Source organism: Kitasatospora acidiphila (genome assembly GCF_006636205.1).
GTDB classification, from domain to species: domain Bacteria; phylum Actinomycetota; class Actinomycetes; order Streptomycetales; family Streptomycetaceae; genus Kitasatospora; species Kitasatospora acidiphila.
The window spans coordinates 248,423-274,874 of record NZ_VIGB01000003.1; the positions used below are offsets into that span (position 1 = coordinate 248,423).

The window sequence follows — 26,452 nt, forward strand, 5'->3', positions numbered from 1 at the left end:
GATGACGACGACCACCGCCCCGAACACCGCCCCCGGCGCCGCCGCCCGGGACGGCGCCCTGCTGGCCGGGCTGGACCTGCACAAGAGCTTCGGCCCCACCGCCGCCCTGACGGGCGCGAGTCTGGACGTGCTGCCCGGCGAGCTGATCGCCGTGCTGGGCGCGTCCGGCTCCGGCAAGTCCACCCTGCTGCACTGCCTGGCCGGCCTGACCCGGCCCGACGCGGGCACCGTCGGCTATCGCGGCGCGGACCTGTGGGCCATGTCGGATGCGGCCCGCAGCGCGCTGCGCCGCACCCAGTTCGGCTTCGTCTTCCAGTTCGGCCAGCTGGTGCCGGAGCTCACCCTGCTGGAGAACACCGCGCTGCCGCTGCGGCTGAACGGGCAGCGCCGCCGGCCCGCCGAGCAGCAGGCCCGCGAGTGGCTGGAGCGCCTGGACGTCGCCGACCTCGCCGGCAAGCGGCCCGGCGAGCTGTCCGGCGGCCAGGGCCAGCGGGCCGCGATCGCCCGTGCCCTGGTCACCGGCCCCTCGGTGGTCTTCGCCGACGAGCCCACCGGCGCGCTGGACTCGCTGCACGGCGAGCGGGTGATGGCGCTGCTGAGCGCGGCGGCCCGGGACAGCGGCGCGGCCGTCGTCCTGGTCACCCACGACCTGCGGGTGGCGGCCTACGCCGACCGCGAGGTCGTGGTCCACGACGGCCGCACCGAGGACCGGGGACGGCTGCTGTGACGAACACTGCGCGTTCGGCGTCCTGGCCCACCCAGCTGCTGCTCGGTGTGCGGATGGCGCTGGCCGGCGGCCGGGACTGCCGGCTGCGCACCCTGCTCACCGCTGTCGGTGTCGGGCTGGGCGTCACCGCACTGCTGCTGGCCGCCTCGATGCCGGCCGTGCGCGCCCACCGGGACGACCGGCTGCGCGCCCAGTCCGGCGCGCTGATCTCCGCCCCGCACGCCGACCGGTCGGACCACAGCCTGCTGATGACCGACATCAGCACCAGCTTCCACGGCCGCCAGGTGCTCGGCCGGGCGGTGCACCCCGAAGGCCCGGCCGCCCCGGTGCCGCCCGGACTGACGAGCTATCCGGCGCCCGGCACCATGGCGGTCTCCCCCGCCCTGGCCGAGCTGCTGCGCTCCCCGTCCGGCAAGCTGCTGCGCGACCGGCTGCCCGAGCCGATCACCGGGACGGTCGGGCAGGCCGGACTGGTCGGCCCCGGCGACTACGCCTTCTTCCTGGGCAGCGACCAACTCACCGACAGCGCCGAGGGCGTGGTGCGGCTGGACCACTTCGCCGACAAGCTGCCGCCGAAGCCGACCGATCCGCTGCTGGTGCTGCTCACCGTGGCCGGGGTGGTGATCCTGCTCTGCCCGGTGGCGGTGTTCCTCGCCGCCGCCGTCCGGTTCGGCGGCGAGGCCCGCGACCGGCGACTGGCCGCGCTGCGGCTGGCCGGCGCGGACCGGGCGACGACCGCGCGGATCGCGACCGGCGAGTCACTGCTCGGGGCGCTGTTCGGCCTGGTGGTCGGAGCCGGCTGCTACCTGATGACCCGTCAGCTGATCGAACGTTTCACGGTGGCCGGTCTGAGCGTGTTCCGTAGCGACCTCTACCCGCAGCCGGTGCTCGCGGCCGCCGCTCTGCTCGCCGTGCCGGTGCTGGCGGTGCTGGTGACGCTGCTGACCATGCGTCGGATCGCCGCCGAGCCGCTGGGCGTGGTGCGCGGCGCCCGGACCAGGCCGCGCCGCGTCTGGTGGCGGCTCGCACTGCCGGCCACCGGGGTCGCGCTGCTGGTCGGCGAGCGGGACCAACTGGCCGTCGGGTACAGCACGCAGGGGATCGCGATCGTGGTGATCGGGCTGCTGCTGCTCCTGGTCGGCACCACGCTGCTGCTGCCGCCGCTGCTCGACTGGGCCGGGCGGGCGCTGCGCCGGGTCGACGGACCGCCCGCCTGGCAACTGGCGCTGGCCCGGGTGCGGTTCAGCCCGGAGACCGCGACCCGCCCGGTGACCGGCATCGTGGTCACCGTCGCCGGGGCGATCGCCCTGCAGACCCTGCTGGGCGCCATGGCCACCGCCCGCGCCACCATGGACACCGGCTACACCGACCGGTCCCTGATCAGCGCGCACTTCAGCCCCGGCAGCGGAGCGCGCGCCACGGAGTACGCGAACCGGGTCCACGGCACCGCCGGAGTGGCGGACGCGCTCGGCTACACCGAGTTCTACGGGACCAGCGGCGTGCAGGGGGTGCCCGTCTGGGTGGCCGACTGCGAGACGCTGCGCCGGTTCGCGCCGATCACCGACTGCGCCGACGGCGATGTGTTCACCGCCCGCGGCGCGGTCGGGCCCGCGACGGTCGGTGCGCTCAGCGTGCTGGACTCGGCGACTCCCTGGCAGCCACCGGCGCCCCGGGGCGAGGTGAGCATGCTCAACGTGCCCGACCAGCCGCCCGGCCCGCCGGCCAGGACCGGCCTGCTGGCCACGCCGGGAGCCGTGCCCGCCGACCTGCTGCGAGCGAAGCGTGCCACCCTGGCGATCCACACCGTGCCCGGCCAGGCGGACGCGGACGAACTGGTCCGCACCGCGGTGGCCCGGCTGGACCGGCAGGCCGCGGTGTACCGGCCGACCGACCCGCTGCCGGACCAGGGGTTCCTGAGCATCCGTCGGGCGCTGACCGCGGGCACTGCGGCGATCCTGGCGCTGATCGGCGCCGGCATGCTGGTCGGGCTGTTGGAGCAACTGCGCGAGCAGCGGCGGACCTTGGCCGTGCTCACCGCCTTCGGTACCCGGCGGCGCACGCTGGCCTGCTCGCTGCTGTGGCAGAGCGGCGTCCCGGTGCTGATCGGGCTGGCGCTGGCGACGGTCTCGGGGATCGGCCTGGCCGCCGCGCTGCTCTACCTGGAACGGCTGCGGCCGGTCGTCGCCTGGCAGGACGTCCTGGTGCTCACCGGGGTCGGGGCCGCGGCGGTCCTCGCGACCACCCTGCTGAGCCTGCCGGCGCTGTGGCGGCGGACCAACGGGGGCGGGCTGCGGCACGAGTAGCGGCGACCGGCGGGTGGAGAACACGGACGGCGTATCGGAGCGGCAGCTCAAAGGGCCGCCCTGAGCATGCCAAGCTTGACTTTCCGTCAGGGCCCCGCCCGTGCTCCACCCGCCGGGCGACCGATCCAGGAGGCCGCCTTGAGCCCGTTCGCCAAGCACGCCCACGCCACGCACACCAAGCTCTGCCAGCACCCGCTCCCCCACGACTACTTCGGCAGCCTCGCACCGCTGCGCTACCGGACCCCCGACTTCAGCCGCGACCTGCTCACCGCCATGGTGGCCGAGCTGCGCCACCGCCGCGGCCGCAGCCGGCTGAAGGTGGTCGACCTGGCCTGCGGCTACGGGGTCAACAGCGCACTGCTGAAGCACGGCGTGGACTTCGCGGGCTTCGCGCGCCTCTACCGGCGCCCGGCCGATCCGGAGGGCGCGGTGGCCCGGGACCGCGCCCACTTCGCCGCCCGGCCGGTGGACCAGGAGCTGACCGTGGTCGGCGTCGACACCTCGACCGCCGCCACCGGCTACGGCCTGGCCACCGGCCTGCTCGACGCGGTGGTCAGCACCGACCTGGAGCACGGCGAGCCGACCGAGGCCGACCGGGCGGCACTGGCGGACGCGGACCTGGTGCTGGCCACCGGCGGCGTCGCCACCCTGGCCCGGGTGCTGGCCCTGCAGACCACGCCCCCGGCCGTGCTCGGCTGGCCGCTCTACGGGCAGTGCACCGAGGAACTCGTCGACTGCCTCACCGCGCACCGCCTCACGGTCTCCAGCCCCGACACCACCCCGCGCCACCAACGGCACTTCGCCACCCCGCACGAGCGCGAGGCCTACCACTACAGCCTGCGGCGCCAGCGACTCGAAGTGGCCGGCTCGGCTGCTGAACGCAGCCTGTGCGTCACGCCGTTGCTCGCGATGCCGCACGCCTGAGCCGCCACTGCACGCCATTTGAGCCGACCGGCGACCCGCAGCCGTCGACCTTGACGGGTGCGTGGTCCGGTCGGTGGCGCGCAACGACGGCAGGAGGCCGGCAGTGCTCAGCTTTCACGGCGCGTGGCGGATCACCGTCGTCGCGCTGCCCGCCCGGCCTACCGGCTCAACGCCCGCCGCGGACCGCCAGCCGGCCGCCGACCCACCGCCGGGTGGCCGCGTGCCGTCCCCGGCGGCGGCCGGCGGTGCGGTGGCGGCCCGGGTCGGTGAGGCTGAGCAGCAGGGCGAGTAGCGGCGGTCCGGTCAGCAGCAGCACGGTGATCATCAAGCCCGGCACCTCTTCCGATCGTGAGCGAACGGCTCAAGGGCAGTCTCGCCAGTGACGACCGGAAGGTAACCGTCCGTCACCCCGGCGAGCCAAGCCGATCACCCGCCCCGCGCAACCGCGGTCCGGCGAGCGGCCGCACCGCCGTCCCATCCGGGTGAGTACCCGCAACCCCGGCCGTCGACTCACCCGGACCGGATCCGCCCCGGGGCGCGCTGATCCGCGGTCGGCGCGGGGACAGGCCCTAAGCTCCCCACCAGCACACGGCGCGGACCAGGGGAGGCGATGAGGTGCGAGCGCTGCTCCACGGGGCGTGGCGGACGGTCCTGCCCGTGCCCGGCGATGCGCACGGGCCGCTGCCGCCACTGCTGCTCGGCCTCACCCTGCTCAGCGGAATGATCGACGCGGCGAGCTATCTGATCCTGGGTCATGTCTTCGTGGCGAACATGACGGGCAACGTGGTCTTCCTCGGCTTCGCGCTGGCCGGCGCGCCGGGCTTCTCGGTCGCCTCCCAGCTGGTCGCGCTGGCGGCGTTCGTGGTGGGGGCGTTCCTCGGCGGGCGCCTGCTCGGTCCGATCGGGCACCGCGGCCGGGTGCTGGTGCGGGCCGGGCTCGCCGAGACGGTGCTGCTGGCCGCCGCCGCACTGGTACTGGTGGTCGACCCGGTGGCGGAGGAGGGCAGCTCGGACAGCTCCCGCTACCTGACCATCGCCGTGCTGGCCGTCGCGATGGGCATCCAGAACGCGCTGGTCCAGGTGATCGCCGTACCGGGGCTGACCACCACCGTGCTCACCCGCACCATCGCCGCCGTCTTCACCGACTCCGGACGCACCGGGCGCTTCCAGGAGCAGGGCGGCCGCCAGTTGCTCTCCGTGCTGGCCCTGGCCGGCGGGGCGGTCACCGGAGCCGCCCTGGTGTTCCACAGCGACCAGCCGGCCGCCGTCGCCGTCCCCGCCGCCCTCGCCGCCGTGGTCACCCTCGGCGCCGCCAGGTCGACGCGAGCGGGCGGCGAGTGGGCGACGCCGCGCTGAGCAGCCGGGTGATGCTCCCGTCGTCCTCGGCGATGTCCCGCACGTGCCGGAAGCCCAGCTTGCCGAGCGCGGCCCGCGAAGCGGCGTTCGACTCGGCCACCGTCGCATAGACCTGCTCCAGGCCCAGCGCCTCGAAGCCGTGGGCCACCACGGCCCCCGCCAGCTCGGTGCCGAGGCCCTGGCCCCACCGGTCGGGGGCGAGGCAGTAGACCAGCTCGTGGCCGTCGACGACCTTGGCCGGCTTGATCTCGGCATGGCCCGCCAGGCGGCCGTCGCCCTGGCGCACCGCCCAGACGTGGAAGCGCTCGCTCGCGTAGGCGCGGGTGAAGATCCGGGCGAACGTGGCGCGGTAGTCGGCCTCGGGCCACGGTCCGTTCCCCATCCACCGGGAGACCCGGGCGTCCATGAAGAGCGCCGTGAAGTCGTCCTCGTCCGCTGGAACATAGGGCTCCAGCAGCAGCCGCTCGGTGCGCAGGGTCGGTGTCATGGCCGGTGACGCTAGCCGCCGCCGTTCGCTCGCGGCAACCGGGTTACGTCAGCTGATCAGCAGGAACGCGTCCCATTCGGGCAGGCCTGCCGGGGGGTGGGTGTACGCGTGCAGGGCCAGGGCGGCGCCCGCCGCGCCCTCCAGCAGGCCCGGCGCGCCAGCCAGCGGGCCCGGCGCCTCGCCGGCGCCGAGCGCGGCGTCGAGCTCGCGGGTGACCGTGGCGGCCAGGGCCGGCAGGTGGGCGGCCAGGTCGGCGGAGCCGGAATCCTGCGCCATCCGCTGGGTGATGCGCAGCAGGCCGCCGGTGCCGTGGCAGAGCCCGGTGCCCTCCAGGTTCCAGGAGGACGGGTCGCGCAGGGTGTCCGCCAGGGCGGCGACGGCGGTGCCCCGCCAGTCGGCGCGGCCCAGGGCGGCGCCCGCGAGGAACAGCGCACGGGCGACGCCGGGGGTGCCGTAGCACCAGGCGGCCCGGGTCGGCGGATCGGCGGGCAGCCGTCCCGCCTCCTCGTCCTCGACGCGCACGGTCATCGGCCAGGCGGCGTCGATGCGCCGGGCGACCAGCCAACCGGCCAGCGCCTCGATCGCCGTGTCCTGCCCGGGCACCTGGACGCCGTGCAGGCGGGCCAGTGCCAGCAGGGCGAGCGGACCCGGAACCCCGTGCGCCAGGCCGAGGTTGAGGTGTCCCCTGGGGAACTCGGAGTCAGGCCCTGGCAGTCCCGGGCCGCCGGCGGTCCACCAGTGCGGCAGCCCGCCATCGCCACTCGGCTCGGCCAACTCGACCAGTGAGCTGAGCAGTTCGGCCAGCGGAGGCCGGTCCGGCGCCAGGGCGAGCAGCAGCCGGCCGAGGCCCGTCGCGCCCGAGACGGTGTCAAAGGCGTGCGCCCGCAGGCCCGCGCCGGCGGCCAGGTCTTCCCTGAGCATGGCGGTGCGTTGGGCGGCGGCCTGCCCGACTCGGGGCGCCAGGCCATCCAGCAGGGCGCGGTACTCGCCCGGCCGCCGAACCATCGTGCGGGCGGCGTACGCGATGGCGCCGACCCCGGAGTACAGCCCACTGCTCTGCATCGCCCCGGGTGACTTCGCGGCGGCCACAAGGTGCCCGTGCGCGGCCCGGCGCAGGTCGGCATCGTCCACGCCATCGGCCAGCGCGGCCAGCACGACGGCGGCACCGGCCCGGCCGGCGGCGAGCGAATGCGCGGCGCCCTGCGATCCGCCGTCGAAGGCCTCGGGTGCACTCAGCAGCTCGGCCACCGCACGGATGGCGTCCACCGCGCTCACCGGCCCGACCGCCGAACTCGGTGGGCCGCCACGGCGCCCCAGGCCCGGCCCGCCCCGAGCGACCGCACAGCGCCCTGCCGGCCGCCGTCGAACGCCTCACGCGCACCCACCGGCCCAGCCACCCCACGGCTCACCGGCCCAGCCCCTGTGCTCGGTGCGCCGCCACGGCACCCCAGGCCCAGCCCGTCCCGAGCGCCCCGCCGTCCAACCGCGAAGGCCTCAGGCCCACCCACCCCACACATCGCCCCCACCGCGCTCACCGGCCCAACCCCCGCGCTCGGTGGGCCTCCACGGCGCCCCTGGCTACCGCGTACGCGCGACGTTCCGCCTCGGGGTCGATGCCGGCCAGCCGGTTGTGGCTCATGTGGAGCAGGGAGGCCAGCACCGGGTTGGCCGACGAACGGTCCAGCCTGGCCGCGTAGGCGGCGAGGACGGCTGCCCGCTGCTGCCAGGCTGCCGTCAGTGCGGGGTCGGCGGGGAGCAGGCCGCCTGCCGGGGAGCTCGGGCCGTCGGGGCCGATCGCCCGCAGCGCTGCCGCGCGGTGCGCGCGGAACGCCTGGTGATGCTGCTCCGACTTCGGGTAGGCCGCCGCCAGCCAGGCGCTGACTGGCGGTCCGTCAGCTACACCGTTCAGGAAGTCCCGTGCGATGCCGGCCGTGTTCACGGCGGCCACCAGCTCCCGGGGGAGGCCGCGCTCTGCTCGAGCCAGCCGCAGCGCGGCGAGGGTGACCAGACTGTCGGCATGGAACACCCGTTCGGCATCCGCCAGTAGCCCGGGTCCGCCGTAGCGGTCGGTCTCGGGCGCGTAGGTTTCCAGGCGCAGGTCGGCGGCGAGTCCGGCCCGGCGCAGCTCGACTGCCCAGTCGTGCAGCGTGGACAGCAGGTCGGCTGCCAGGGCCGGTGGCGCGCCGTGGAAGCGCAGCCGCAGGTGGGGCGCCGGGTCCTGGTAGCGGATGAAGAACCAGCGGTCCACCTCCCCCGGCAACGCGTCGACCAGTCGGGGCAGTTGGTCGACCAGGATCTCCTCGTGGCGTGCTTCGGCGGCGGCCAGGCGGGCGAACAGCCAGGATCCGCCCGGCAGTTCGACGCTGCGCGGGTGCCGAGCGGGGAGCGGGATGCGCGGCCGGGGCGTCAATCCCGGGGTGGCCCGGCGGCGCAGTGGGACCACCAGCTCGGCGGTGTGTGCGCCGGCCGGTCCGCGCAGCCAGCCGGCATCGCTTGCGGGGGCCGGGTCCTCCTGCAGCACGGTGGCCGCCTCGGACCGCGCCTGGCGGTGCAACAGCCGCTGATGCCATGGGAGATCGAGGTCCAGGCTGATCCGCTGGTCACCGCTCGCCAGCCGGACGGCGGCCGGCACGCCCCAGCGCCGGCGCCACCGGGCCAGCCCCTCGGCCCACTGCTCGAACGGGGCCGAGGCCGGGACGGGTGCGGTCAGCCGCCAACTGGCCGGCGCCAGCACCACCCTGCCGCGCCGCACCCGGGGCAGCGCGGGTGCGCTGCCGGCCGCTCCCCAGTCCCATGCCTGCCAGGGGCGCTGTCCGGTGAGCTGCACCTCCTGGAGGAACCGGGCCGCATTGGGCGCGCCCGTGCGCAGGTTGAGCGCATGGCGGGCGGTGGCCCGGACCTCCCGGCCCAGGCTGCGGGAGTAGACGGCGAGCCGTTCGAGGTCGGCCACCACGACCAGGTCGTCCAGCGGCAGCACGGCCGGACCGCCCGCGTCGGGGAAACCGCTGACCACCACCCGGTGGTTGAGCCAGCGCGGTGTCAGCGCGATGTTGGCGTGGCGCGGCCGGTAGGGGGTGAACTCCAGGTGCGCTTCCACCACTTCGCCTTCCCCACCCCCGGCGGCTTCGGCCAGCAGTGCTCCGCCGCCACCGTCCCCGCCCGCACCCGCACCCCCGCCCGCACCCGCGCCCGCGCCCGCGCCCGCGCCCGCGAGCAGCGTGGCGAAGCGGCCGAAGGTCGCACCGGCCCGGTCGCTGCCGGCGGTCGGAGAGAGCAGCAGCCGGAACTCCCCTGCGTCCAGCGCCTCGACGGACTCCGCCGCCAGTTCGGCGTACAGCTCCAGCTCGGCGGGCGGGACCTGGGCGGCGCCGTCGGCCGGCTCGCCGGGCGCCAGGCGCTCCAACAGCTCGTCGTCCAGCACCACTTCCGGCAGCAGGCCGTCTGCTCCCCGGTCGGCGAGGGCACCTGCCGCCAGTTCGGCCAGGAGCCGGTCGCGGGCCTTGTCGGCGTCGGTGCGGGCTCGGGTCGGCTGCGGATTGGCCGCACCACGGCCGCCGACCGGACGCTGGTAGCCGGCCGGCGGCCCCAAGCCGGTGTCGGAGTCGAGCAGTTCGGCCAGTGGCACAGGGCTGTGCACGCCGTACCGCTCGACGAACTCCGCGTGGTACGTGCGCAGTTGCTCGGGAGCGGTGATCGGCGGCGACAACCGCCAGAGCACGGTGGCGGCCTGCTCCAGCTCGGTGCGCACCTGGTCGGGCAGGACGACTTCGGCGTCCAGCGCAAGGTCCGCGTGGATCGGGCGATCGGCCGGTGCGAGGCGGACCATCCGCGCCCGCGTCGCACGGATCAGCTCACCGCCCTGGCCGCGCGGTGCCGTTGCCGCCCGCGCCAACTGGTCGCGGATGTCCGCTAGTTCGGGCCGGACCGGATGGTCGGCCGGCAGTCGGTCCAGGACGTGGCCCAGCAGGTCCGTGCAACTGGGCGCAGGCGTCAGGTCGGTGTGCAGGAATCCCTGCTGGACCAGGGTGCGGACCAGGGCCCCGATCGCCTCGGCGGAGGCCGCCGGGAACTCGGCTGCCAGCGCGGCGAGCAGTTCGCCGTGCCCGATGGGCGCGGCGGCGGCCCGCATGGCGGCCCGGACCACGGCGGTGGCCCGCACGGTCCGTTCGGCAATCGGCTGGTCCGTACCGCCACCGGCGGGTCCGCGCTCGGGCAGGTACGACAGCACCAGCCGGTCGCCGCGCAGCACGGCCTGCTGGTCCAGCACCAGGCGCAGTCCGGGCAGCACCGCCGGGTCGGTGCGCAACCGGTCCAGCAGCGGCAGCAGCCAGCCGAGGTCGGGCCGCAGGGCGCGGCGGTAGGTCCCGTTCCAGCGGACCTTGGCCGTGGCGTCGAAGCGTGCCGTCGCCACCGCGGTCAGCAGTCCGAACGGGGTCGGCCGGGTGGCCATCCGCAGCCGGTAGCGGCTGACCGCCTCGGCCGCACGGCGCAGGGCGGCGGCGCGGGGGCCGGCGCCGGCGGCGATCTGGTCGAGCACGTCGGCCAGCGACGGGCTGGAGACCTCTATCGCCTCCCGCAGGACCGGGTCGGCGGCGGCCTGGGCGAGGTGCGCGAGCAGTGCGGCCGCGTTGTCGTCCGGGGGGCCTGCCGGCTCGGCGGGGACCGTTCGGCCGTGCGAGCGCGGCAGCGCCGGGGTCCGCAGCAGGACCGGGCCGGTCGCGGTGAAGAGCGCGCTCTGCCGTGCCCTGTGCGTCGTGCCCACGGTGCTCCTCGCGCTTGGTGCGTCGTTCCGGGTGCCGTCACCGACTGCGGGGCGGCCTGTCGGTCTGTGTGTATCCCGGTGATCGGTAGCTGTCCACCATCGATCAAGGAGGTCCGGAAGGCGTCGATTATTGGCTGAATCCGTCCATCCGGATGTGCAGGGCCATTGTCCGGCCGTTCACAAGCTGCCTAACGTCCGCTGCAGTCCGCCGCGGCCAGTCGCGGCACCGACGAAGGGAGGCCCCCATGGCCGACGACATGCAGGAGCTGTTCGACCTCGACGTGCAGGACCTGGTTTCGACCGAGCTCGGCGAGCAGCAGGAGTCCGCGATCAGCATCTCCTGTGACGGGTCCTGCCACCGTCCGCTGTGTATCTGACCTAGCGTCAGCTCAGCAGCTTGGGGCGCGGTTGCCCGGGTCGTCCAAACGGCCCTGGCAACCGCGCCCTTCCGCATGTGCGGACCCAGTGCGGGGGCGCTGAACCCGCGCCCTTCCGCATGTGCGGGCCCAGCGCGGGGGCACTGAGCCCGCGCCCTTCCGCATGAGCGGACTCAGTTGCCCAGCACGCCGGCACCGCCGTCCGCTGCCGGCGCGGGCAGTGGCCCGCGGGCCAGGCGCAGCAGTTCCTCGGGCGTCAGCTGGTCCAGCCTGGCGCGGCCGAGCCGCAGCAGTTCAGCGGCCGTGGCCAGCAACTCCGCTTCGGTGGCCGGGCGTTCCGGCAAGCCGGCTGCCCAGTCGCGGGCGGCCAGCCATTCCCCGATCGCGCCGCGCATCCGCCCCGTGCCCGCCTCCCGGATGGTGAACGAGAGGTGGATCGACAGCCCCTGGCTCCCCGTTGCCGCATGCGGGGCTCCGCGCGGCACATAGAGCACCTCGCCCGCCTTGAGCACCGACCTCAGCGCCACCGCGCCGGGCTCGGGGGCCAGCCCGGGTCGCCAGCGACCCTCGGCGGGGGCCTGGTGGACGATCCACTCCTTCTCCCCGGCGAGTTGGACGACCAGCACATCGGCGTCGTCCCGGTGGACATCGAGCCCACGCCGGCCGGCGCCGGTCGCGAAGCAGAACGCCTCGGTACGGCGGCCCAGTTCGACCGCGATGCCGGTGGCCAGCGCGCGCACCGCCGGGTGCCACTGGTCCAGCTGCGGGAGCAGCAGCGTGGCGCCGTCGGCCAGCAGGGCGGCGATCCGCTCGGGGTCGGCGAAGCCGTCCTCCCGACCTCCGGCCACGACGCGGGTGGTGCAGAACTCCGCGGCCGGCACCACCTCGCCGTCCCGGACCATCTCGACGTACGGCACCCGCAGCAGGCCGCCGCGCAGCGCCTCGTCCAGTTCGCCGGGCGTGGGCAGCCCGGTCGGCCGGCCGGCGGGGCGGAACACCTCCGGCTGCCGCTGCGCCAGCGCCTCGGCCAAGGCCGCCCTGTCCCCGACCAACTCGGCCAGTACTTCCGCCGCTCCCGCCATCATCCGTCCTCTCGTCGCGTCGCCGGCCACCGGCCGACCGTCCCATAACGAACGGATGGCTGCCGGTCGCCGGTTTACCGCGGATCCGCCGTCCGGTCGAGAACCGGCCACCTTCACGCCACCATCAGGCCTCGGACACCTTCCGCCGCGGGCCCGAACCGGGCGGCCGGCCCACCGGGTCCGCCCTGGTCACCGCCGCACTCGGGCCGGACGGAGGCACCACCGCCGGCAGCCGCGCCGGGCCGTCCGGGCCCCGGGAGGGCTCCGTGGGATACATCACACCCTCATCGCACGGGGTCTGAACGGCCATCGGCGGGCGGGTGAACTCCGCTCTCACAAAACGGCCCCTCGATCACCACACGTGTATTCCCGCAGCCCGGGTGGCCAGCGTCACGCTACGCCACCCCACACCTACGGTGGCGTAGGTCACTTGAGATAGTGAACTATTCAACGCATGGCTGACCAACTGGAGACCCTTGCCCTCAGCTCCTACGCAGCCCTCGGGGACAGCTTCACCGAGGGACTGAACGACCCCGCACCGGACGGCGGTTTCGCCGGCTGGGCCGACCGGCTCGCCGGACTGCTGGCCGAACGCCGGCCCGCCGGTGAGTTCCACTACGCAAACCTCGCCGTGCGCGGACGGCTGCTCGACCAGATCGTCACCGAGCAGATTCCGCGGATCCGGCAGCTCAGCCCCGACTTGGTCACCTTCGCCGCCGGTGGCAACGACATCCTGCGGCCGGGCAGCGACCCGGACGTGGTCGCCGAGCGCTTCGAAGCCGCGGTCCGCGAGCTGCGCGAGTCGACCGGCAAGGTGCTGATCTGCACCGGTTTCGACACCCGCGGCGTGCCGCTGCTGAAGCACCTGCGCGGCAAGATCGCCACCTACAACGTGCACCTGCGCGCGATCGCGGACCGCAACGACTGTGCGGTGGCCGACCTTTGGTCGCTGAAGACCATCCAGGACCGCCGGGCCTGGAGCGAGGACCGGCTGCACCTCTCTCCCGAGGGCCATCAGCGGGTTGCGCTGCTGGCCGCCCGGGCGCTGGGCCTGGAGACCGAGATGGACCCGGCCGAGCCCTGGCCGCTGGAGCCCCCGCACACCGCCGCCGAGCTGCGCCGGGAGAACCTGCAGTGGGCCCGCGAGCACCTGCTGCCGTGGGTGGGCCGCCGACTGCGCGGCGAGTCCTCGGGCGACCACGTCCAAGCCAAGCGGCCGGAACTGCGGCCGTACTGAACGCAACGCGGTCGCACTGAACGCAACGCGGCAGGGCTGAAACCAACGCGGTCGCACTGAACACGACTTGGCGGGCCCGGACCACCGTTCTGGTCCAGGCCCGCCAAGTAGAGCCAACCCGAAGCAAGCTGACGCAGTGTCAGCCGAACTGCCAGAGCAGCCCGTGCCCGGCGACGAGCGCCACCGCGAGCACCACCAGGTCGGCCGCGCCCAGGGCGAGCCCGAGCAGCGCCCGGCCCCGGCGCACCGTGCCGCGGGTCAGCGCGAGGCCGCCGAGAACCAGGGCGACCGGCCCCAGGATCAGATTGAAGAGCAGCAGCCCGATCAGACCCAGGATGAACGAGGCGACGGCCATCCCGTCGGCCTCGCGGCGCCGCACCCGCGCGGCGACCGAGGCAGTCGCGGCGGTCGGCATGACGGGCGCGACAGTTGTGGTTGTCTCCATGGTTTCCTCCCCAGTTCCTTTGCCGGCCTCGATGGAGCGTCAGTGCCGGCGCAGCCGGGTCAGGCCCTCGCGGGCCGCGAAGGCGAGCAGCCAGAAGCTGATGGCGCTCGCCGCGAAGACGAACCCCGTCAGCGAGGTGTGCGCCGCGGCACCGACCACCAGACCCAGTGCGAGCAGTGCGGCGAAGAACATGATCGACCCTTCGACAGAGGCGGACCGGGACGGCCGGACACCGGTCGGCGGCCAACTCAGCTAACAAGTGTTCGCCGACATCACCCACTCTACGCCCCCACCGGGATGGCGGAAGTCGGCAAACAGTTGTTTACTGAATGATGTGAGTCACACCCCCACCCCCGCCTCGGCCCCCACCCCGCCGACCGGCACCCGGCAGGCCCAGAAGGAGCAGAGCCGTCGCGCCCTGCTGGACGCGAGCCTGCGCCTGCTGGACCACCAGAACCTCAGCGGCCTCGGCGTCCGCGAGGTGACCCGGGAGGCCGGCCTCTCCCCCGCCGGCTTCTACCGGCACTTCCGCGACCTCGACGAGCTGGGCGTGACCCTGGTCACCGAGGCACTGGAGAACCTGCACCTGATGGTCCGCCGGGTCCTCGCCGAGCAGGGCGAGCCCACCGAGCTGATCGACCGGACGATCGCGGTGATCGCCCACCATGTCCGCGAATACCGCCCGCACATCCGGTTCGTGGCCCGGGAGCGGCACGGCGGGGTGCGGCGGGTGCGCGAGGCGATTGCCGCCGAGCTGTCCGTCTTCACCGAGGAGACGGCGACCGCGCTGGGCGCGCTGCCGCAGAGCGCCGGTTGGAGCGAGTCCGAGCTGCGGATGCTGGCCGGGCTCTATGTGGAGCACATGGTGTCCACCGCGGCCGCGTTCATGGAGGCGCCGGCCGGCTCCCGGGCCGCCGAGCGCCGGATCGCCGCCCTGGCCCGCGACCAGCTGCACGTGATCAGCATCGGCCACCGGCACTGGCTGGCCGAGCGGCCCGCGACGACCGAGTGACCGCCCTGACCACCCCGACCACCCCGACCGCTCCGACCGCTCCGACCGGCACAAACGTCAACGCCTGATTGACCGTTCGCCGCCGACACCATCGGACGGGTGACATCCGCGCCCGCCCAGTGTCCTCGCACCAGGGTGCCGCGTTGCACCGGACGCTGGTATGGAATGCCGGCGGACGGCCAGTGGCAGCCCGGTCCGCCGGCCCTGTGAAAGGAACGATTCATGATCAAGAAGGTCCTGGCGAGCGCCGGTCTCGCCGCGGCGGCAGTGACCGCGATGGCCGGTCCTGCGAACGCCATCGCCAACGCCGACGGTTCGGCGGCTTCGATCCAGGGCAACGGCGGCACCAACCAGACCGACACCCACGGCGACCACAGCCCGAACTTCCACACCCTGGACAACCCGAACATCTGCCTGCCGCGGATCGACCACGTCGCGGTCGGCCTGATCGCCGCCGTCAATGTCGAGATTCCGGTCGCCAACCAGCAGGCCCAGCAGATCTGCAACGTGGGCCACACCACCCAGACCACCGGCGACGGCGCGCTGTCGCACCTGATCGGCTGATCCGGCGGTCCACCGACTCGGGGCGGGTCCGTTTCGACGGGCCCGCCCCGAGTTGTTCCCGTGTTCACCACGCTCCACCACCTCGTCATGAATGGTCTATACCAATCGGCTAGGGTGACCCCCGGAAGCTGTTCGACACGGCTGTGGCGGCCATATGACCGTCCATCACCTTCCGGCGCCACCGAACGACCAGGAGCTCTACTGGTACTTCGGTCCGCAACGCCGGCGAGTCCTGCTCTGCACATCGCCCGCCTTCGTCCTGACCGCCGCGACCATGCTCGCGTTCGCGCTGCGCACGTCGGCGCTCTGGGCGTTCCTCGCGGTCCTGGCACTCAATGTGCTGGCACTCGCACTCTCCTCGCTGAACAGCCTGCGGACCCGCCGGCTCACCCCGGCAGTCGCACCAAGTGCTGCTGCGCGCCCGGCAAGGCGCGACCGCGCCGAGCGTCGACCTCTATCTGCCCACCTGCGGCGAACCGTTGGAGATCCTGGCCAACGCCTACCGCGCCGTCGCCGCCGTCGACTGGCCCGGCGAGCCGACCCTCTGAGTGCTGGACGACGCCAACCGACCTGAAGTGGCCCAGATCGCCGCTGAGTTCGGATTCCGCTACGAAGTCCGGCCGGACCGCGGCCGGTTGAAGAAGGCCGGCAACCTCAACCACGCGCTGACCCGCTCCGGCGCCGAGTTCATCGCCATCCTGGACCCCGACTTCGCGCCGCGCGCGGACTTCCTGCACCACCTGGTGCCCTACTTCGCCGACCCGGCGATCGGCATCGTGCAGAGCCCGCAGTGCTTCGACACCACCGCCGCGAGGTCGGCTTTCCCGATGGCGTCTCCGCCCGGAGCTCCCCGGACATATCCACAAGTACCTGTGGGAAGAACACCTCTGGTCCCACAGCTACTTCGCCGCCTCCTGCGACGGAGCGCCCCCGAGCACCATCAAGGAGAGCGACAACAAGATGCGGCCGGACTGACCGTCCAGCTCCACCACTCCCGAGCAGGTGCGCTGGTATCTGGACGGGGTGGAGTACCACCGGGTGACGGCCGATCAGGTCGGTGCCGCCGCCTGGGACCAGGCGGTGCAGCACGGCGTGTTCCTGGTACTGGACGTCGCGGTCGGCGGCGGCCTTCGGCCCAGCGGTCAGCGCGGCCACCGAGCCCGGGCACCCGATGCGGGTGCGGTCCGTCTCGGTGACCTCCCGGGGCTGACGCGGCTCGGGCCCGCACCCTGCGCGGGGTGCGGACCCGAGCGGTCGAACGGGCTCAGAAGTTGATCATGTGCCCGGACAGGCCGTGGATGGCCTCCTTGACCGCCTCGCCCAGGGTCGGGTGGGCGTGCACGTTGCGGGCCACCTCGTGCACCGTGAGGTCCCACTGCTGAGCCAGGGTCAGCTCGGGCAGCAGCTCGGTGACCTCGGGGCCGATCAGGTGGGCACCGAGCAGCTCGCCGTGGGTGTTGTCGCTGATCACCTTGACGAAGCCGATCGGGTGGCCGAGGCCGTGCGCCTTGCCGTTCGCGGTGAACGGGAACTTGGCGACCTTGACGTCGAAGCCCTTCTCGCGGGCCTGCGCCTCGGTGTAGCCGAAGCTGGCCACCTGCGGCTGGCAGTAGGTGGCGCGCGGCACCATGACGAAGTCGATCTCCATGGTCTCGACGCCGCCGATGGTCTCGGCCGCGATGATGCCCATGGACTCGGCGGCGTGCGCCAGCATCAGCTTGGCGGTGACGTCGCCGATGGCGAAGATGTGCGGCACGTTGGTGCGGCCGCGGCCGTCCACCGCGATGGCCCGGCGCTCGGTCAGCGCGACGCCGGTGGCCTCCAGGCCGTAGCCGTCGACCCGCGGGGCGAAGCCGATCGCCTGCAGCACCTTGTCGGCCTCCAGCACCTGCTGCTGGCCGTCCTTGGTGACGGTGACCTTGACCTTGGTGTTCGGGTCGCTGTCGTCGATCGCGTCGACCCGGGTCGAGGTCAGGACCTGGATGCCCAGCTTCTTGTACTGCTTGAACAACTCGGCGGAGACGTCCGCGTCCTCCAGCGGAACCATCCGGTCGAGGAACTCGACGATGGTGACCTTGACGCCGTAGGAGTTCAGCACGTAGGCGAACTCGACGCCGATCGCGCCGGCACCGGCGATGATGATCGACTCGGGCAGGTTGTCGCTGAGGATCTGCTCCTCGTACGTCACCACCCGGTCGCTGAGCGAGGTGCCGGGCAGCAGGCGGGTGGTGGCACCGGCCGCGATGATGCAGTGGTCGAAGGTGACGGTCGCGAAGCCGCCGGCGGTCAGCGCCACCTGGATGGTGTGGTCGTCGACGAAGGTGCCGCGGCCGTCGAGCTCGTCGATCTTGTTCTTCTTCATCAGGTAGTGGATGCCGGCGACCCGGCCGTCCGCCACCTTGCGGCTGCGCTTGAACGCCTCGTTGTAGTCGAAGGTCACCTGGCCGTCGACCTTGATCCCGTAGGTGTTCGCCTCACGGGTGAAGATGGAGGCCAGCTCGGCGTTGCGCAGCAGGGCCTTGGAGGGGATACAACCGACGTTCAGGCAGACCCCGCCCCAGTACTTCTCCTCGATGACCGCGGTCTTCAGGCCCAGCTGGGCCGAGCGGACGGCCGCGGTGTAACCGCCAGGGCCCGCTCCCAGGACAACGACGTCGTAGTGCGTGGTGCTCATGATCCTCGTTCCGGCGTATCGGTGACAGACAACTCGTCTAAGACGCTGACGTCGACGACTGTATTCCCGTGGCAGCACCCGCCACTACGCGGGCTGCTTCTCCAAGTGGGTGAGGAAGTCCAGCAGCGCCTCGTTGACCTCGGCCGGGCGCTCCTGCTGGGTCCAGTGGCCGCAGCCGGGCAGGGTCACGGTGCGGTGCAGCTTGGGTACGGTGAGCGGCAGTTGCTCGATCAGCTTGTCCACGCCGTGCAGGCTGGTCACCATGTCGCGGTCGCCGACCACGTAGAGCGCCGGGACGGTGACGCCCAGGCCCTGGAAGGCGGCGAGCAGCTCCCAGTTGCGGTCGATGTTGCGGTACCAGTTGAGCGGGCCGGTGAAGGCGTGCTCGCCGTGCCGGGCGTAGTCCTCCACGAAGGCCTGGATGTCCTGCTCGGTCAGCCAGCCGGGCAGCTCGGCGACGTCGTCGAGCAGGCCGACCAGCCCCTGGCCCTCGGGCACCACCCAGGGCCGGGGCTCGCGCCCGCTGTCACCGCTGCCGCCCACCAGCGTCTGGCGGAAGGTGGCGGCGGGGTCGGCGGCCAGCTCGCGGTCGGCCACCCCCTCGGGCTGGAAGTAGAGCTGGTAGAAGCGGTCGCCGTAGAGGCGGCGGCTGACGGCGGTGGGGGCCAGGCCGCCCGGCAGCGACGGCGGCACGCTGAGCCCCGCGACGCCGCGCACCAGGTCGGGGCGCAGTGCCGCCGTGAGCCAGGCGACCGGCGCGCCCCAGTCGTGGCCGACCACCACGGCCGACTCCTCGCCGAGCGCCTTGATCAGCGCCACCACGTCACCGACCAGGTGCGGCATCGTGTATGACGTCACGTCGGCGGGGCGGTCACTGCGGGCGTAGCCGCGCTGGTCGGGGCCACCACCCGGTAGCCGGCCGCGGCCAGCGGCGCGAACTGGTGCCGCCAGGAGTACCAGCTCTCGGGGAAGCCGTGCAGCAGCAGGACCAGCGGCCCCTCCCCCTGCTCGGCGATGTGCAGACGTATTCCGTTGACCTCGACAGAACCGTGCGTGAGCGGGTTGACCACGGCTACTCCTCGGTAGGGACTCGGCTGGGAGCAGCATAAGCCGCACTCACACGTGGAACAGCCCCGTGCCCCGGCCCGCCGGAGCGGGTCGGGGCACGGGGCGTGCGGTGCGGACGGGCTTGGCCGTCGCGTCAGTTGACCTCAGGTCAGATGCTCAGCACCTGGCCGGGCATGATCAGGTCGATGTTGCCACCGATGACCTGGACGTTCTTGTTGTACAGCGACTGGACGCTGACGCCGTGGGCGGCGGCGATGGCGCTCAGGGTGTCACCGCTCTTGACGGTGTAGCTGCCGTTGTTGGCCTTGGCGACGCGGTAGTCGCGGTGGCCCTGGCCGGCGTCCGACTTCGGCGCGGCGGGGGCGGCCGGCTTCGCGGGCTGCGGGGCCGGGGTGGCCTGCTTCACGGGCTGCGGGGCCGGGGTGGCGGCCTTCTTCACCGGGGCGCTCTGCTGGACCGGGGCGGCCGGGGCGGCCTGCTTCACCGGGGCGCTCTGCGCGGTGGTGCTGGTGGTGGTGGCGGCCGGGGTGGAGGTGTCCACCTGGGCGGGGGCGCCACCGGCGGTCAGGCCCGCCTTGACGGAGCAGATCGGCCAGGCACCCGGGCCCTGGTCCGCCAGGACCTTCTCGGCGACCGAGATCTGCTGGGCCTTGGTGGCCTGGTAGGCGGCCGGGGCGTACTGGGTACCGCCGTACGCGGCCCAGGTCGACGGGGTGAACTGCAGGCCGCCGGAGAAGCCGTTTCCGCTGTTGATGCTCCAGTTGCCGGTGCTCTCGCACTGGGCGACCGCGTCCCACGTGGAGGCGGGAGCGGCAGAGGCCGTGGTGGCCGTGACGAGGCCCGCCACCGGAAGGGCGGCGATCACGCCACCCATGACGGCCATCCGGACCCGGTTGCGCTTCTTCGGGGTCTCGGTGGCGACGGCGGTGGTGGTGGTGGCGGCGTTCTCGTTACGGAAAGTCAATGTTGTCCCTCTCGACAAGGTCCCGGGGCCGCACGGAACCAAGGTCAGCTGACTGACGTGGTTCCCGGCCGCATCCGTTGGACGGAGAGTGACGTGTCCGACGTCCTGCATCCGTCCGGCGCACCCGACCCGCACCACGTGAACCGCGGTGGGGCCTTTCGGGTGATCCCGGGTAGCGCTCGCTGCGCTGAGATCGAAGTTAGGCAACCGGATGTCCGGTTTCAACCATTTTGGGATCAGCGCAGGCCAGCGGCCGTTACTCGCGGAAACTTCGGGAGCAAATCGGACTAAAACCACCGAAAACTCGGCAAAGCGGCGAGGCTTTCTGTGCTTCGATGTGACGCAGCCCACCGGGAAATGCCGCCGGATTGTCAGCTGAGCGTCATCGCGGGACTTCCCTTGGTGAGAATCCGGGCCTCCCGTGGCCCGGGCCACACGCACGGCCCGCGATCACGGGCCGCCTCACGGCCACACGAGCTCGCGCGTCCAGGCGTCACCGGCGCGGCGGTAGACCAGCCGGACGTGCTGCCGGTCGAAGGAGCCCTGCCAGAACTCCACCTGCTCGGCCCGCACCCCGTACTCGGTGTACGCCGGGTCCAGCAGCTCCGGATCCTCGGCCAGCCGCCGCTCGGCGTCCTGCCGGGCCGCGCGGAACTCGGCCGGCTCGGCCAGCGGCTCGCTCTGCCGCCCGACCAGGGCCGCCACCCGGCTCTTCGTGCTCAGTGCCCGGAACACCTCGGCCATCCGCTCGGCCGGCGTGGTCACCACCGGCCCCCGCATCCGCACCTGCCGGCCCTGCGCCGGCCAGTACCAGGTGAGCGCCGCGCGCGGGTCGGCGGCCAGCTGGCGCCCCTTGGGACTGCCGGCGCCGGCGTGGAACGACCAGACACCCGCCACGGGGTCCAGCTCGCGCAGCGTCACCACCCGGGCATCCGGCGTGCCGTCCAGCCCGGTGGTGCCGAGGACGGCCACCTGCGCGTCGGGCACCTCGGCCCGCAGCGCCCCCGTCAGCCAGTCGACGAACAGCTCCACCGGGCCGGCCGGCGCCGCCTCGGGGTCGAAGCCCGGCAGCTCGCGGGCCATCGCGGGGCGGGCGAAGAGCAGCTCCCGCAGCTCGGCGAGGCGGCGGTCCGGCGACTCGGTCATCAGCACTCCAGAAGGTGTCGGTCAGCCATGACGGGTTGGTCGGCCCAGGCGGCCAGGGTCCGGCGCGAGCGCAAGCGCAGCTCGCGCCCGGTGATCGGATCGGTGAACTCCAGCGTGGTCGCCAGCAACTGCAGCGGTCGGCTGAAGTCGTCCGGCGCGACGGGTGGCAGCACCACGGGGTAGACCGGGTCGCCGATGATCGGCGCACCCAGCGAGCTCATGTGCAGGCGCAGCTGGTGGGTCCGCCCGGTCAGCGGCACCAGCCGGTAGCGGGCCAGCCCGCCGCGCCGCTCCAGCAGCTCGACCCGGCTGACCGCGTTCACCTCGCCGGGCTCCTCCCGGGCCGCGATCACCCCGCGCTCCTTGACCATCCGGCTGCGCACGGTGCGCGGCTGCTCCAGTTCGGGCAGGTAGGGCGCCACCGCCTGGTATTCCTTGTGCACCAGCCGGTCGCGGAACAGGCCCTGGTAGGCGCCGCGCGCCCGGGGGTCGGCGATGAACATCACCAGGCCCGCGGTCAGCCGGTCCAGCCGGTGCGCGGGCACCAGGTGCGGCAGGTCCAACTCGGTGCGCAGCCGGGAGAGTGCCGTCTCCACCACATGGCTGCCGCGCGGCGTGGTGGCCAGGAAGTGCGGCTTGTCGACGATCACCAGGCGTTCGTCCCGGTGCACCAGCTCCACCGGGAACGGGACGGGCGTCTCGGCGGGCAGGTCGCGGTGGAACCAGACGCTGGCGCCGGGCTGATAAGGGGTGGCCGCATCGATCGGGCCGTCGGCGGTGACGATCTCACCGCCCTGGACCATCTCGGCGAGCCGGTCCCCCACCTCGTCCGGGAGCCGGTGCGCCAGGTAGTCGGCGACCGTGGCCCAGCCACCGTCCAGCGGCAGTCGGACCCGCACCGGATCGACTCCCTGCCGCTGGGGCAGCGGGGCGGGGGCGGGCGGGGTCCGGCGTCTCATGCAGCAGAGCTTATAGAGGAGCGTTCCCACCCCGCCCGGGCGGCCGGGCCGCGCCGGGGGACGGACCGGCCGCGAATTGCCGGGCTGTCGCGGGCCCGGCCGGGTATGGTCGGTCGTCGGCCATCCACCCAGCCGCGAATGCGAGGTCAGATGTCGGTCGTCTCCGACGAGTTGCTCCCGCTGGAACTGCTTCCGCAGACCCGCCGGGCCCTGCTCCACCGGATCGCGGTCGGCCAGGCGGAGGGCCGGACGCCCTCGCTGGTCGGGGCCGTGATGCGCAGCGGGCGCATGGCCTGGTCCGGCGCGCGCAGCATGATCGAGGGCCATGCGCCCGACGCCAACGTGCAGTTCCGGATCGGCTCGATCACCAAGACCTTCACCGCGGTGCTGGTGCTGCGGCTGCGTGACGAGGGCCTGCTCGATCTGGCCGACCCGCTGGAGCAGCACCTGCCCGGCACCGCCGCCGGGCACGCCACCATCCGTGAGCTGCTCTCCCACACTGCGGGGCTGGCCGCGGAGCCGCCCGGCCCGTGGTGGGAGCGCACCCCCGGCTCGCTGCGCCCGGAGCTGTCCGAGCTGCTGGAGGAGCAGCCGTTCCGCTACCCGGCCGGGGAGCGCTTCCGCTACTCCAACCCGGGGTACGCGCTGCTGGGCGCGCTGGTCGCGCGGCTGCGCGGCGAGCCGTGGGGGGAGGTGCTGCACCACGAGGTGCTGGAGCCGCTGGGGTTGATCCGCACCACGCTGCTGCCGCAGGCCCCGCACGCGGGCGGGTTCGCGGTGCACCCGTGGGCCGACGTGATGATGCCGGAGCCGCTCACCGACACCGGGGAGATGGCGCCGGCCGGCCAACTCTGGTCCACGGCAGCCGATTTGTGCCGGTGGGCGGCGTTCCTGGTCGGCGGGGACGACAAGGTGCTGGCCGCCGGGACGCTGGCCGAGATGCGCCGGCCCGCGAGCGCGCCCGAGGGCGACTGGACGCTCTGCCACGGCCTGGGCCTGGAGGTGAAGCGGCAGGACGGCCGGCTGCTGGTGGGCCACACCGGCTCGATCCCGGGATTCGTGGCCGGGTTGTGGGCGAGCGAGAGCGAGGATCTGGCAGGGGTCGCGCTGGCCAATGTGACGTCCGGCACGTCCACTGGAACGATCGCCGCCGATCTGGTGCGGATCGTGGCCGAGCACGAGCCGCGGTTCCCGGCGCCGTGGCGCCCGTTCACCGACGCCGATCCCAGCCTGCTCGCGCTGACCGGGCCCTGGTACTGGGGGACGAGGTCGCTCGCCGTGCATCTGCGGGCGGGCGGCGAGCTGGAGCTGCGGGAGCCGGCCAGCGCCTCGGCGCCCACTCGGCTGCGCCCGGAGGCCGACGGCAGCTGGACCTGTCTGGACGGCTACTACGCGGGCGAGCCGCTGCGGGTCGGCCACGCCGCGGACGGCTCGGTCAGCCACCTTGACCTGGGCGGACTCATCCTGACCAGAGCGCCGTACGGCCCGGCGGAGGCGGTTCCGGGAGGTGTCGACCCGACCGGCTGGCACGCCGGCTGACTCATCGTCAGACACCCCGGTCGATCTCCCATGCCTCCCCCGGCCGAAACATGAGACAGCTCACATCAGCTTGTGATACGGCCGATGGTTTGTTTACGGTTCTTCTCGTTCGTCCTCACACGAACCTCGCTCTCCGGAACGCCGAGCCTTGCCGCCGGACCGAGCGAGTCACGTGCACCTAGCACCACGGCAAGGGCGGGGGACCCACAGGTAAGACCGCCCCACCCGGAGCTTCTCCGGGCGGGGCTTGGGGTGAAGCCGCGCCTAGCGCGGCCGGGCAACTCCAGCCCGAACCCGACAGCTCACCTCGTAGGCGTGGGAGAGGAAACACTTCATGCTCTCGACCAACGGTCGTCCCAGCCTGCCCAGCCGCTCCGCCCTCAAGCGCGCCGTCGCCGTCGCCGTGGTGGCCGGCGTGGGTGCCGGTCTCCCGCTGATCGCCGCCGGTGGCGCCAACGCCGCCACCCCGCAGCACTACGGCCACCACGCCGTGCAGTCCCACCACGAGGACGCTGCCCCGGTCGCCGCCCAGCCGGCCGCCGCGCAGGCTCCGGCCCAGGCCGCCCCGGCGAGCTACACCGTCGTCTCCGGCGACACCCTGTTCAAGATCGCCAACGCCCACAACGTGCAGGGCGGCTGGCAGAAGCTCTACGACCTGAACAAGTCGGTGCTCAGCAATCCGAACGTGATCTACCCGGGTCAGCACCTTGCCCTGGGTGCCGCCCAGCACCAGGCCGCCGCCCCGGCGCCGGCCCAGCAGCAGAGCGCCCCGGTCCAGCACAAGTCCGCCCCGGCCGCGAGCACCTCCGCCGCCGTGCAGACCACCACCCAGGCCGCCGCCCCGGCGCCGGTCGCGTCCACCCCGGGCTCGCTGCAGGCGCTGGCCGCCTCCATCGTCCCGGCCGACCAGCTGGCCTCGTTCGACCAGATCATCAGCCACGAGAGCGGCTGGAACGTGTCCGCCACCAACCCGAGCTCCGGCGCCTACGGCCTGCCGCAGGCCCTGCCCGGCAACAAGATGGCGTCCGCCGGTGCCGACTGGCAGACCAACCCGGCCACTCAGCTGCGCTGGGCCCTGCAGTACATGAACCAGACCTACGGCAGCCCGAACGCCGCCTGGGCGTTCTGGCAGACCCACTCGGCGTACTAAGCCGCCTGACCCGGTCTCACCGGTCGGACCTGTCCGACCGACCGGTGCTGCTGTACCGCTGATCCCCTCTCAGCCCTTGGCCGGTCGGCCCGACTCCGCGTCGGGCCGGCCGGCCTCGGCGTTTCCCGGGGACGGCGGCGGAGTCAGTCGGCCTCGCCGTAGCGGACCAGGTAGCGGGCGAATCCGGCCAGGTCGTCGTCGTCCCAGCCGGTGAACCGCTCCAGGAAGGACTGCCGGCGCATCTGGTAGGCCTCGTTGAGCAGTTTCAGGCCCGCCTCGCTGGGCCGCAGGATCTGGCCGCGGTGGTCGTCGGGGTCCACCTCCCGGACGATCACCCCGAGCTTCTCCAGGGCGCCGACCTGACGGCTGACCGTGGACTTGTCGAGCATGAAGTGGGCCGCCAGGTCGGCTGCCCGGCAGCCGCCGCGCTCGTGCATCAGGTCGAGCATGCTGTAGCTCACCAGGGACAGCTCGGGGTGCAGTTGCGAGGCCTTGTGCCGGGCCCGCCGGGCGAAGGCGGTCAGCTCGCGCTGGATGGTCTCGATCGAGGCGTCTCGGCCGGACAACGACGTCTCCTACAAGGGCAGGGGCTACGGTTACCAGTGGCTACTGGTTGCAGAGCACAACATTACTGCCAGCGCGGCCACCCAGGGTGACATGACCGCCCCCGTGGCTGACGTCCCGTCAGGTATTTTCTAGGGTGGCGCTCGGGGCGGGCGACTCGCCGGTCCCCGAACTCGGGAGAGGTGGCTCACCATGCAGCTGGGAGTATCCCTGGAACCGCCGCGCTGGCCGACCGGCGCCGCCGGCCTGGTCCTGCGGACCGCGCTACGGGCCGAACAGCTCGGCCTGGACTATCTGCTGGCGTCGGACCATCTGCTGCACAGCGAAGGCGGCGCGGTCCTCGATCCGCTGACCCTGCTCTCGGCGGTGGCCGGCGCGACCTCGCGGATCCGGCTCGCCACCAGCATCCTGGCGCTGCCCTACCGCCACCCGCTCACGGTCGCCCAGCAGGCGGCGGGGCTGGACGTGCTCTCCGGCGGACGGTTCGCGCTCGGCGTCGGCACCGGCTGGGATCCGGCGGAGTTCGCCGCCCTCGGACTCGACGTGCGGCAGCGCGGCGCCCGCACCGACGAGGCGCTGGCCGTGCTGCGGGCGCTCTGGAACGGCGCGCCGGTCGACTTCGAGGGCCGGTTCACCACGCTGGCCAAGGCGGTGCCCGCGACCGCGCCGCGCGCCAAGGGCGGGCCGGACATCTGGGTCGGCGGCCAGAGCGACGCCGCGCTGCGCCGGGCGCTGCGCTTCGGTGACGGCTGGCACGGCGGGGTGAGCACGCCGGAGCAGGTGCACGAGGTGCGTGGGCGGCTGGACGCCTTCGGCGAGCAGGTCGACCGCGATCCGGGCGACCTGATGCTCTCCTCGGTGTGCTTCGTGGTGCCGCCCGGCTTCGAGCCGGCGGTGCCGCTGCCCGGTGAGCCGCTGGGCGGGCCGGGCGCGAGCACGGCGCAGCTGGTCGACGCACTCGGCCGGCTCGGCAGCGCGGGACTGTCCCTGGTCTCGCTCTGGATGCCACTGGACGCACTGCAGCTGAACGACGCCCTCGACTGGGTGGCCACCGAACTGCTCGGCCAGCTGCGCGCCGTCGAGCCCGCCGAGTAGGCGCCGCTTGCGCCGGT

The 26,452-nt window shown here is 73.4% G+C and carries 24 protein-coding genes, 3 pseudogenes and 1 riboswitch; of the genes and pseudogenes, 14 read left to right on the forward strand and 13 right to left on the reverse strand.

The features are described 5' to 3' along the window. Window position 1 precedes the first annotated feature (1 nt). From E6W39_RS02245 to E6W39_RS02255, 3 genes are all read left to right on the forward strand, one after another. Window positions 2-727 carry an ABC transporter ATP-binding protein gene (locus tag E6W39_RS02245; RefSeq protein ID WP_141632006.1) on the forward strand — a complete coding sequence of 242 codons (726 nt, stop codon included), beginning with the start codon at window positions 2-4 and terminating at the stop codon, window positions 725-727. After that, the gene (locus E6W39_RS02250; RefSeq protein WP_141632007.1) at window positions 724-3,030 is read left to right on the forward strand and encodes an FtsX-like permease family protein; all 2,307 of its coding nucleotides are present in this window, start codon (window positions 724-726) and stop codon (window positions 3,028-3,030) included. Before E6W39_RS02245 ends, E6W39_RS02250 begins: the two co-directional genes overlap by 4 nt. Window positions 3,031-3,168: 138 nt before the next feature. Beyond that, complete coding sequence (locus tag E6W39_RS02255) at window positions 3,169-3,954, forward strand: hypothetical protein (protein WP_141632008.1); 786 nt, start codon at window positions 3,169-3,171, stop codon at window positions 3,952-3,954. A 166-nt stretch (window positions 3,955-4,120) separates the two neighbouring features. Here the strand turns inward: E6W39_RS02255 and E6W39_RS39000 are convergent, their stop codons facing one another. After that, window positions 4,121-4,279, reverse strand: a complete 159-nt coding sequence (locus E6W39_RS39000; RefSeq protein WP_181799051.1) for a hypothetical protein — start codon at window positions 4,277-4,279, stop codon at window positions 4,121-4,123. Window positions 4,280-4,569: 290 nt separating this feature from the next. Between E6W39_RS39000 and E6W39_RS02260 the strand changes: the two genes are divergently transcribed. Next, the gene (locus E6W39_RS02260) at window positions 4,570-5,310 is read left to right on the forward strand and encodes a YoaK family protein (RefSeq protein WP_141632009.1); all 741 of its coding nucleotides are present in this window, start codon (window positions 4,570-4,572) and stop codon (window positions 5,308-5,310) included. Here E6W39_RS02260 and E6W39_RS02265 read toward each other — a convergent pair. The 3 genes from E6W39_RS02265 to E6W39_RS02275 form a co-directional block, all read right to left on the reverse strand. Continuing rightward, window positions 5,252-5,797, reverse strand: coding sequence for a GNAT family N-acetyltransferase (locus E6W39_RS02265; RefSeq protein WP_141632010.1), 546 nt, complete (start codon window positions 5,795-5,797; stop codon window positions 5,252-5,254). The two genes, E6W39_RS02260 and E6W39_RS02265, sit on opposite strands and share 59 nt — an antisense overlap. Window positions 5,798-5,845: 48 nt before the next feature. Further along, window positions 5,846-7,063 (reverse strand): lanthionine synthetase C family protein, encoded by a 1,218-nt coding sequence (locus E6W39_RS02270; protein ID WP_181799052.1) that lies wholly within the window; start codon window positions 7,061-7,063, stop codon window positions 5,846-5,848. 265 nt (window positions 7,064-7,328) lie between these two features. Beyond that, window positions 7,329-10,559, reverse strand: coding sequence for a lantibiotic dehydratase (locus tag E6W39_RS02275; RefSeq protein ID WP_141632012.1), 3,231 nt, complete (start codon window positions 10,557-10,559; stop codon window positions 7,329-7,331). Between the two features lie 245 nt (window positions 10,560-10,804). On the opposite strand from E6W39_RS02275, the gene E6W39_RS42595 reads away from it, so the two are divergent. Further along, a complete protein-coding gene (locus tag E6W39_RS42595) occupies window positions 10,805-10,936 on the forward strand; it encodes a hypothetical protein (RefSeq protein WP_267286665.1) in 132 nt (43 codons plus the stop codon). Window positions 10,937-11,109: 173 nt separating this feature from the next. Here E6W39_RS42595 and E6W39_RS02280 read toward each other — a convergent pair whose 3' ends face one another. After that, window positions 11,110-12,048: a JmjC domain-containing protein gene (locus tag E6W39_RS02280; RefSeq protein ID WP_141632013.1), complete on the reverse strand. Its 939-nt coding sequence runs from the start codon at window positions 12,046-12,048 to the stop codon at window positions 11,110-11,112. Between the two features lie 424 nt (window positions 12,049-12,472). Here E6W39_RS02280 and E6W39_RS02285 point away from each other — a divergent pair, with 424 nt between their 5' ends. Further along, window positions 12,473-13,255: an SGNH/GDSL hydrolase family protein gene (locus E6W39_RS02285; protein ID WP_141632014.1), complete on the forward strand. Its 783-nt coding sequence runs from the start codon at window positions 12,473-12,475 to the stop codon at window positions 13,253-13,255. A gap of 139 nt (window positions 13,256-13,394) precedes the next feature. Here the strand turns inward: E6W39_RS02285 and E6W39_RS02290 are convergent, their stop codons facing one another. Then, on the reverse strand, window positions 13,395-13,700 hold the full coding sequence (locus E6W39_RS02290; protein ID WP_407658352.1) for a DUF4190 domain-containing protein: 306 nt from the start codon (window positions 13,698-13,700) through the stop codon (window positions 13,395-13,397). 39 nt (window positions 13,701-13,739) lie between these two features. Then, window positions 13,740-13,892 (reverse strand): hypothetical protein, encoded by a 153-nt coding sequence (locus E6W39_RS39005; protein ID WP_181799053.1) that lies wholly within the window; start codon window positions 13,890-13,892, stop codon window positions 13,740-13,742. Window positions 13,893-14,034: 142 nt separating this feature from the next. Between E6W39_RS39005 and E6W39_RS02295 the strand changes: the two genes are divergently transcribed. From E6W39_RS02295 to E6W39_RS39015, 5 genes and pseudogenes are all read left to right on the forward strand, one after another. Beyond that, window positions 14,035-14,712: a TetR family transcriptional regulator gene (locus E6W39_RS02295; RefSeq protein WP_141632015.1), complete on the forward strand. Its 678-nt coding sequence runs from the start codon at window positions 14,035-14,037 to the stop codon at window positions 14,710-14,712. A 222-nt stretch (window positions 14,713-14,934) separates the two neighbouring features. Beyond that, window positions 14,935-15,276, forward strand: coding sequence for a rodlet layer protein (locus E6W39_RS39010; RefSeq protein WP_181799054.1), 342 nt, complete (start codon window positions 14,935-14,937; stop codon window positions 15,274-15,276). Window positions 15,277-15,430: 154 nt separating this feature from the next. Beyond that, window positions 15,431-16,085 (forward strand): annotated as a pseudogene (locus E6W39_RS02305) (glycosyltransferase); the annotation flags it as partial. A gap of 34 nt (window positions 16,086-16,119) precedes the next feature. Next, window positions 16,120-16,251 (forward strand): annotated as a pseudogene (locus E6W39_RS02310) (transposase); the annotation flags it as partial. Between the two features lie 27 nt (window positions 16,252-16,278). Next, the gene (locus tag E6W39_RS39015; RefSeq protein ID WP_181799745.1) at window positions 16,279-16,551 is read left to right on the forward strand and encodes a hypothetical protein; all 273 of its coding nucleotides are present in this window, start codon (window positions 16,279-16,281) and stop codon (window positions 16,549-16,551) included. On the opposite strand, the gene lpdA is transcribed toward E6W39_RS39015, so the two are convergent. From lpdA to E6W39_RS02335, 5 genes and pseudogenes are all read right to left on the reverse strand, one after another. Beyond that, entirely contained in the window at window positions 16,541-17,950 is a 1,410-nt protein-coding gene (gene lpdA / locus E6W39_RS02315) for a dihydrolipoyl dehydrogenase (RefSeq protein WP_141632016.1), read from the reverse strand. The genes E6W39_RS39015 and lpdA overlap by 11 nt on opposite strands. 84 nt (window positions 17,951-18,034) lie before the next feature. Further along, window positions 18,035-19,020, reverse strand: a pseudogene (locus E6W39_RS02320) (alpha/beta fold hydrolase). A 146-nt stretch (window positions 19,021-19,166) separates the two neighbouring features. After that, complete coding sequence (locus tag E6W39_RS02325; RefSeq protein WP_323808976.1) at window positions 19,167-19,982, reverse strand: transglycosylase family protein; 816 nt, start codon at window positions 19,980-19,982, stop codon at window positions 19,167-19,169. Between the two features lie 462 nt (window positions 19,983-20,444). Continuing rightward, window positions 20,445-21,128, reverse strand: a complete 684-nt coding sequence (locus E6W39_RS02330; protein WP_141632018.1) for a pyridoxine/pyridoxamine 5'-phosphate oxidase — start codon at window positions 21,126-21,128, stop codon at window positions 20,445-20,447. Then, window positions 21,128-22,087: a pseudouridine synthase gene (locus tag E6W39_RS02335; protein ID WP_141632019.1), complete on the reverse strand. Its 960-nt coding sequence runs from the start codon at window positions 22,085-22,087 to the stop codon at window positions 21,128-21,130. The genes E6W39_RS02330 and E6W39_RS02335 overlap by 1 nt, the downstream gene beginning before the upstream one ends. 138 nt (window positions 22,088-22,225) lie before the next feature. On the opposite strand from E6W39_RS02335, the gene E6W39_RS02340 reads away from it, so the two are divergent. Continuing rightward, entirely contained in the window at window positions 22,226-23,626 is a 1,401-nt protein-coding gene (locus E6W39_RS02340; RefSeq protein WP_228717917.1) for a serine hydrolase domain-containing protein, read from the forward strand. Window positions 23,627-23,791: 165 nt separating this feature from the next. After that, window positions 23,792-23,957: riboswitch (cyclic di-AMP (ydaO/yuaA leader) on the forward strand. A gap of 3 nt (window positions 23,958-23,960) precedes the next feature. Next, window positions 23,961-24,776 carry a LysM peptidoglycan-binding domain-containing protein gene (locus E6W39_RS42600; protein ID WP_141632020.1) on the forward strand — a complete coding sequence of 272 codons (816 nt, stop codon included), beginning with the start codon at window positions 23,961-23,963 and terminating at the stop codon, window positions 24,774-24,776. A 143-nt stretch (window positions 24,777-24,919) separates the two neighbouring features. Here E6W39_RS42600 and E6W39_RS02350 read toward each other — a convergent pair whose 3' ends face one another. After that, window positions 24,920-25,342, reverse strand: coding sequence for a MarR family winged helix-turn-helix transcriptional regulator (locus tag E6W39_RS02350; RefSeq protein ID WP_141632021.1), 423 nt, complete (start codon window positions 25,340-25,342; stop codon window positions 24,920-24,922). Window positions 25,343-25,532: 190 nt separating this feature from the next. Between E6W39_RS02350 and E6W39_RS02355 the strand changes: the two genes are divergently transcribed. Next, window positions 25,533-26,435, forward strand: a complete 903-nt coding sequence (locus E6W39_RS02355; protein WP_141632022.1) for an LLM class flavin-dependent oxidoreductase — start codon at window positions 25,533-25,535, stop codon at window positions 26,433-26,435. Window positions 26,436-26,452: the final 17 nt, after the last annotated feature.

Excerpts from the sequence above, each read along its gene's own strand:
- E6W39_RS02245 (WP_141632006.1), top strand. The coding sequence starts at position 2 with ATGACGACGACCACCGCCCCGAACACCGCCCCCGGCGCCGCCGCCCGG.
- E6W39_RS39000 (WP_181799051.1), bottom strand. The coding sequence starts at position 4,279 with ATGATCACCGTGCTGCTGCTGACCGGACCGCCGCTACTCGCCCTGCTG.
- E6W39_RS02265 (WP_141632010.1), bottom strand. The coding sequence starts at position 5,797 with ATGACACCGACCCTGCGCACCGAGCGGCTGCTGCTGGAGCCCTATGTT.
- E6W39_RS42595 (WP_267286665.1), top strand. The coding sequence starts at position 10,805 with ATGGCCGACGACATGCAGGAGCTGTTCGACCTCGACGTGCAGGACCTG.
- E6W39_RS02285 (WP_141632014.1), top strand. The coding sequence starts at position 12,473 with ATGGCTGACCAACTGGAGACCCTTGCCCTCAGCTCCTACGCAGCCCTC.
- E6W39_RS02290 (WP_407658352.1), bottom strand. The coding sequence starts at position 13,700 with ATGGAGACAACCACAACTGTCGCGCCCGTCATGCCGACCGCCGCGACT.
- E6W39_RS39005 (WP_181799053.1), bottom strand. The coding sequence starts at position 13,892 with ATGTTCTTCGCCGCACTGCTCGCACTGGGTCTGGTGGTCGGTGCCGCG.
- E6W39_RS39010 (WP_181799054.1), top strand. The coding sequence starts at position 14,935 with ATGATCAAGAAGGTCCTGGCGAGCGCCGGTCTCGCCGCGGCGGCAGTG.
- lpdA (WP_141632016.1), bottom strand. The coding sequence starts at position 17,950 with ATGAGCACCACGCACTACGACGTCGTTGTCCTGGGAGCGGGCCCTGGC.
- E6W39_RS02330 (WP_141632018.1), bottom strand. The coding sequence starts at position 21,128 with ATGACCGAGTCGCCGGACCGCCGCCTCGCCGAGCTGCGGGAGCTGCTC.
- E6W39_RS02335 (WP_141632019.1), bottom strand. The coding sequence starts at position 22,087 with ATGAGACGCCGGACCCCGCCCGCCCCCGCCCCGCTGCCCCAGCGGCAG.
- E6W39_RS02340 (WP_228717917.1), top strand. The coding sequence starts at position 22,226 with ATGCGAGGTCAGATGTCGGTCGTCTCCGACGAGTTGCTCCCGCTGGAA.
- E6W39_RS42600 (WP_141632020.1), top strand. The coding sequence starts at position 23,961 with ATGCTCTCGACCAACGGTCGTCCCAGCCTGCCCAGCCGCTCCGCCCTC.
- E6W39_RS02355 (WP_141632022.1), top strand. The coding sequence starts at position 25,533 with ATGCAGCTGGGAGTATCCCTGGAACCGCCGCGCTGGCCGACCGGCGCC.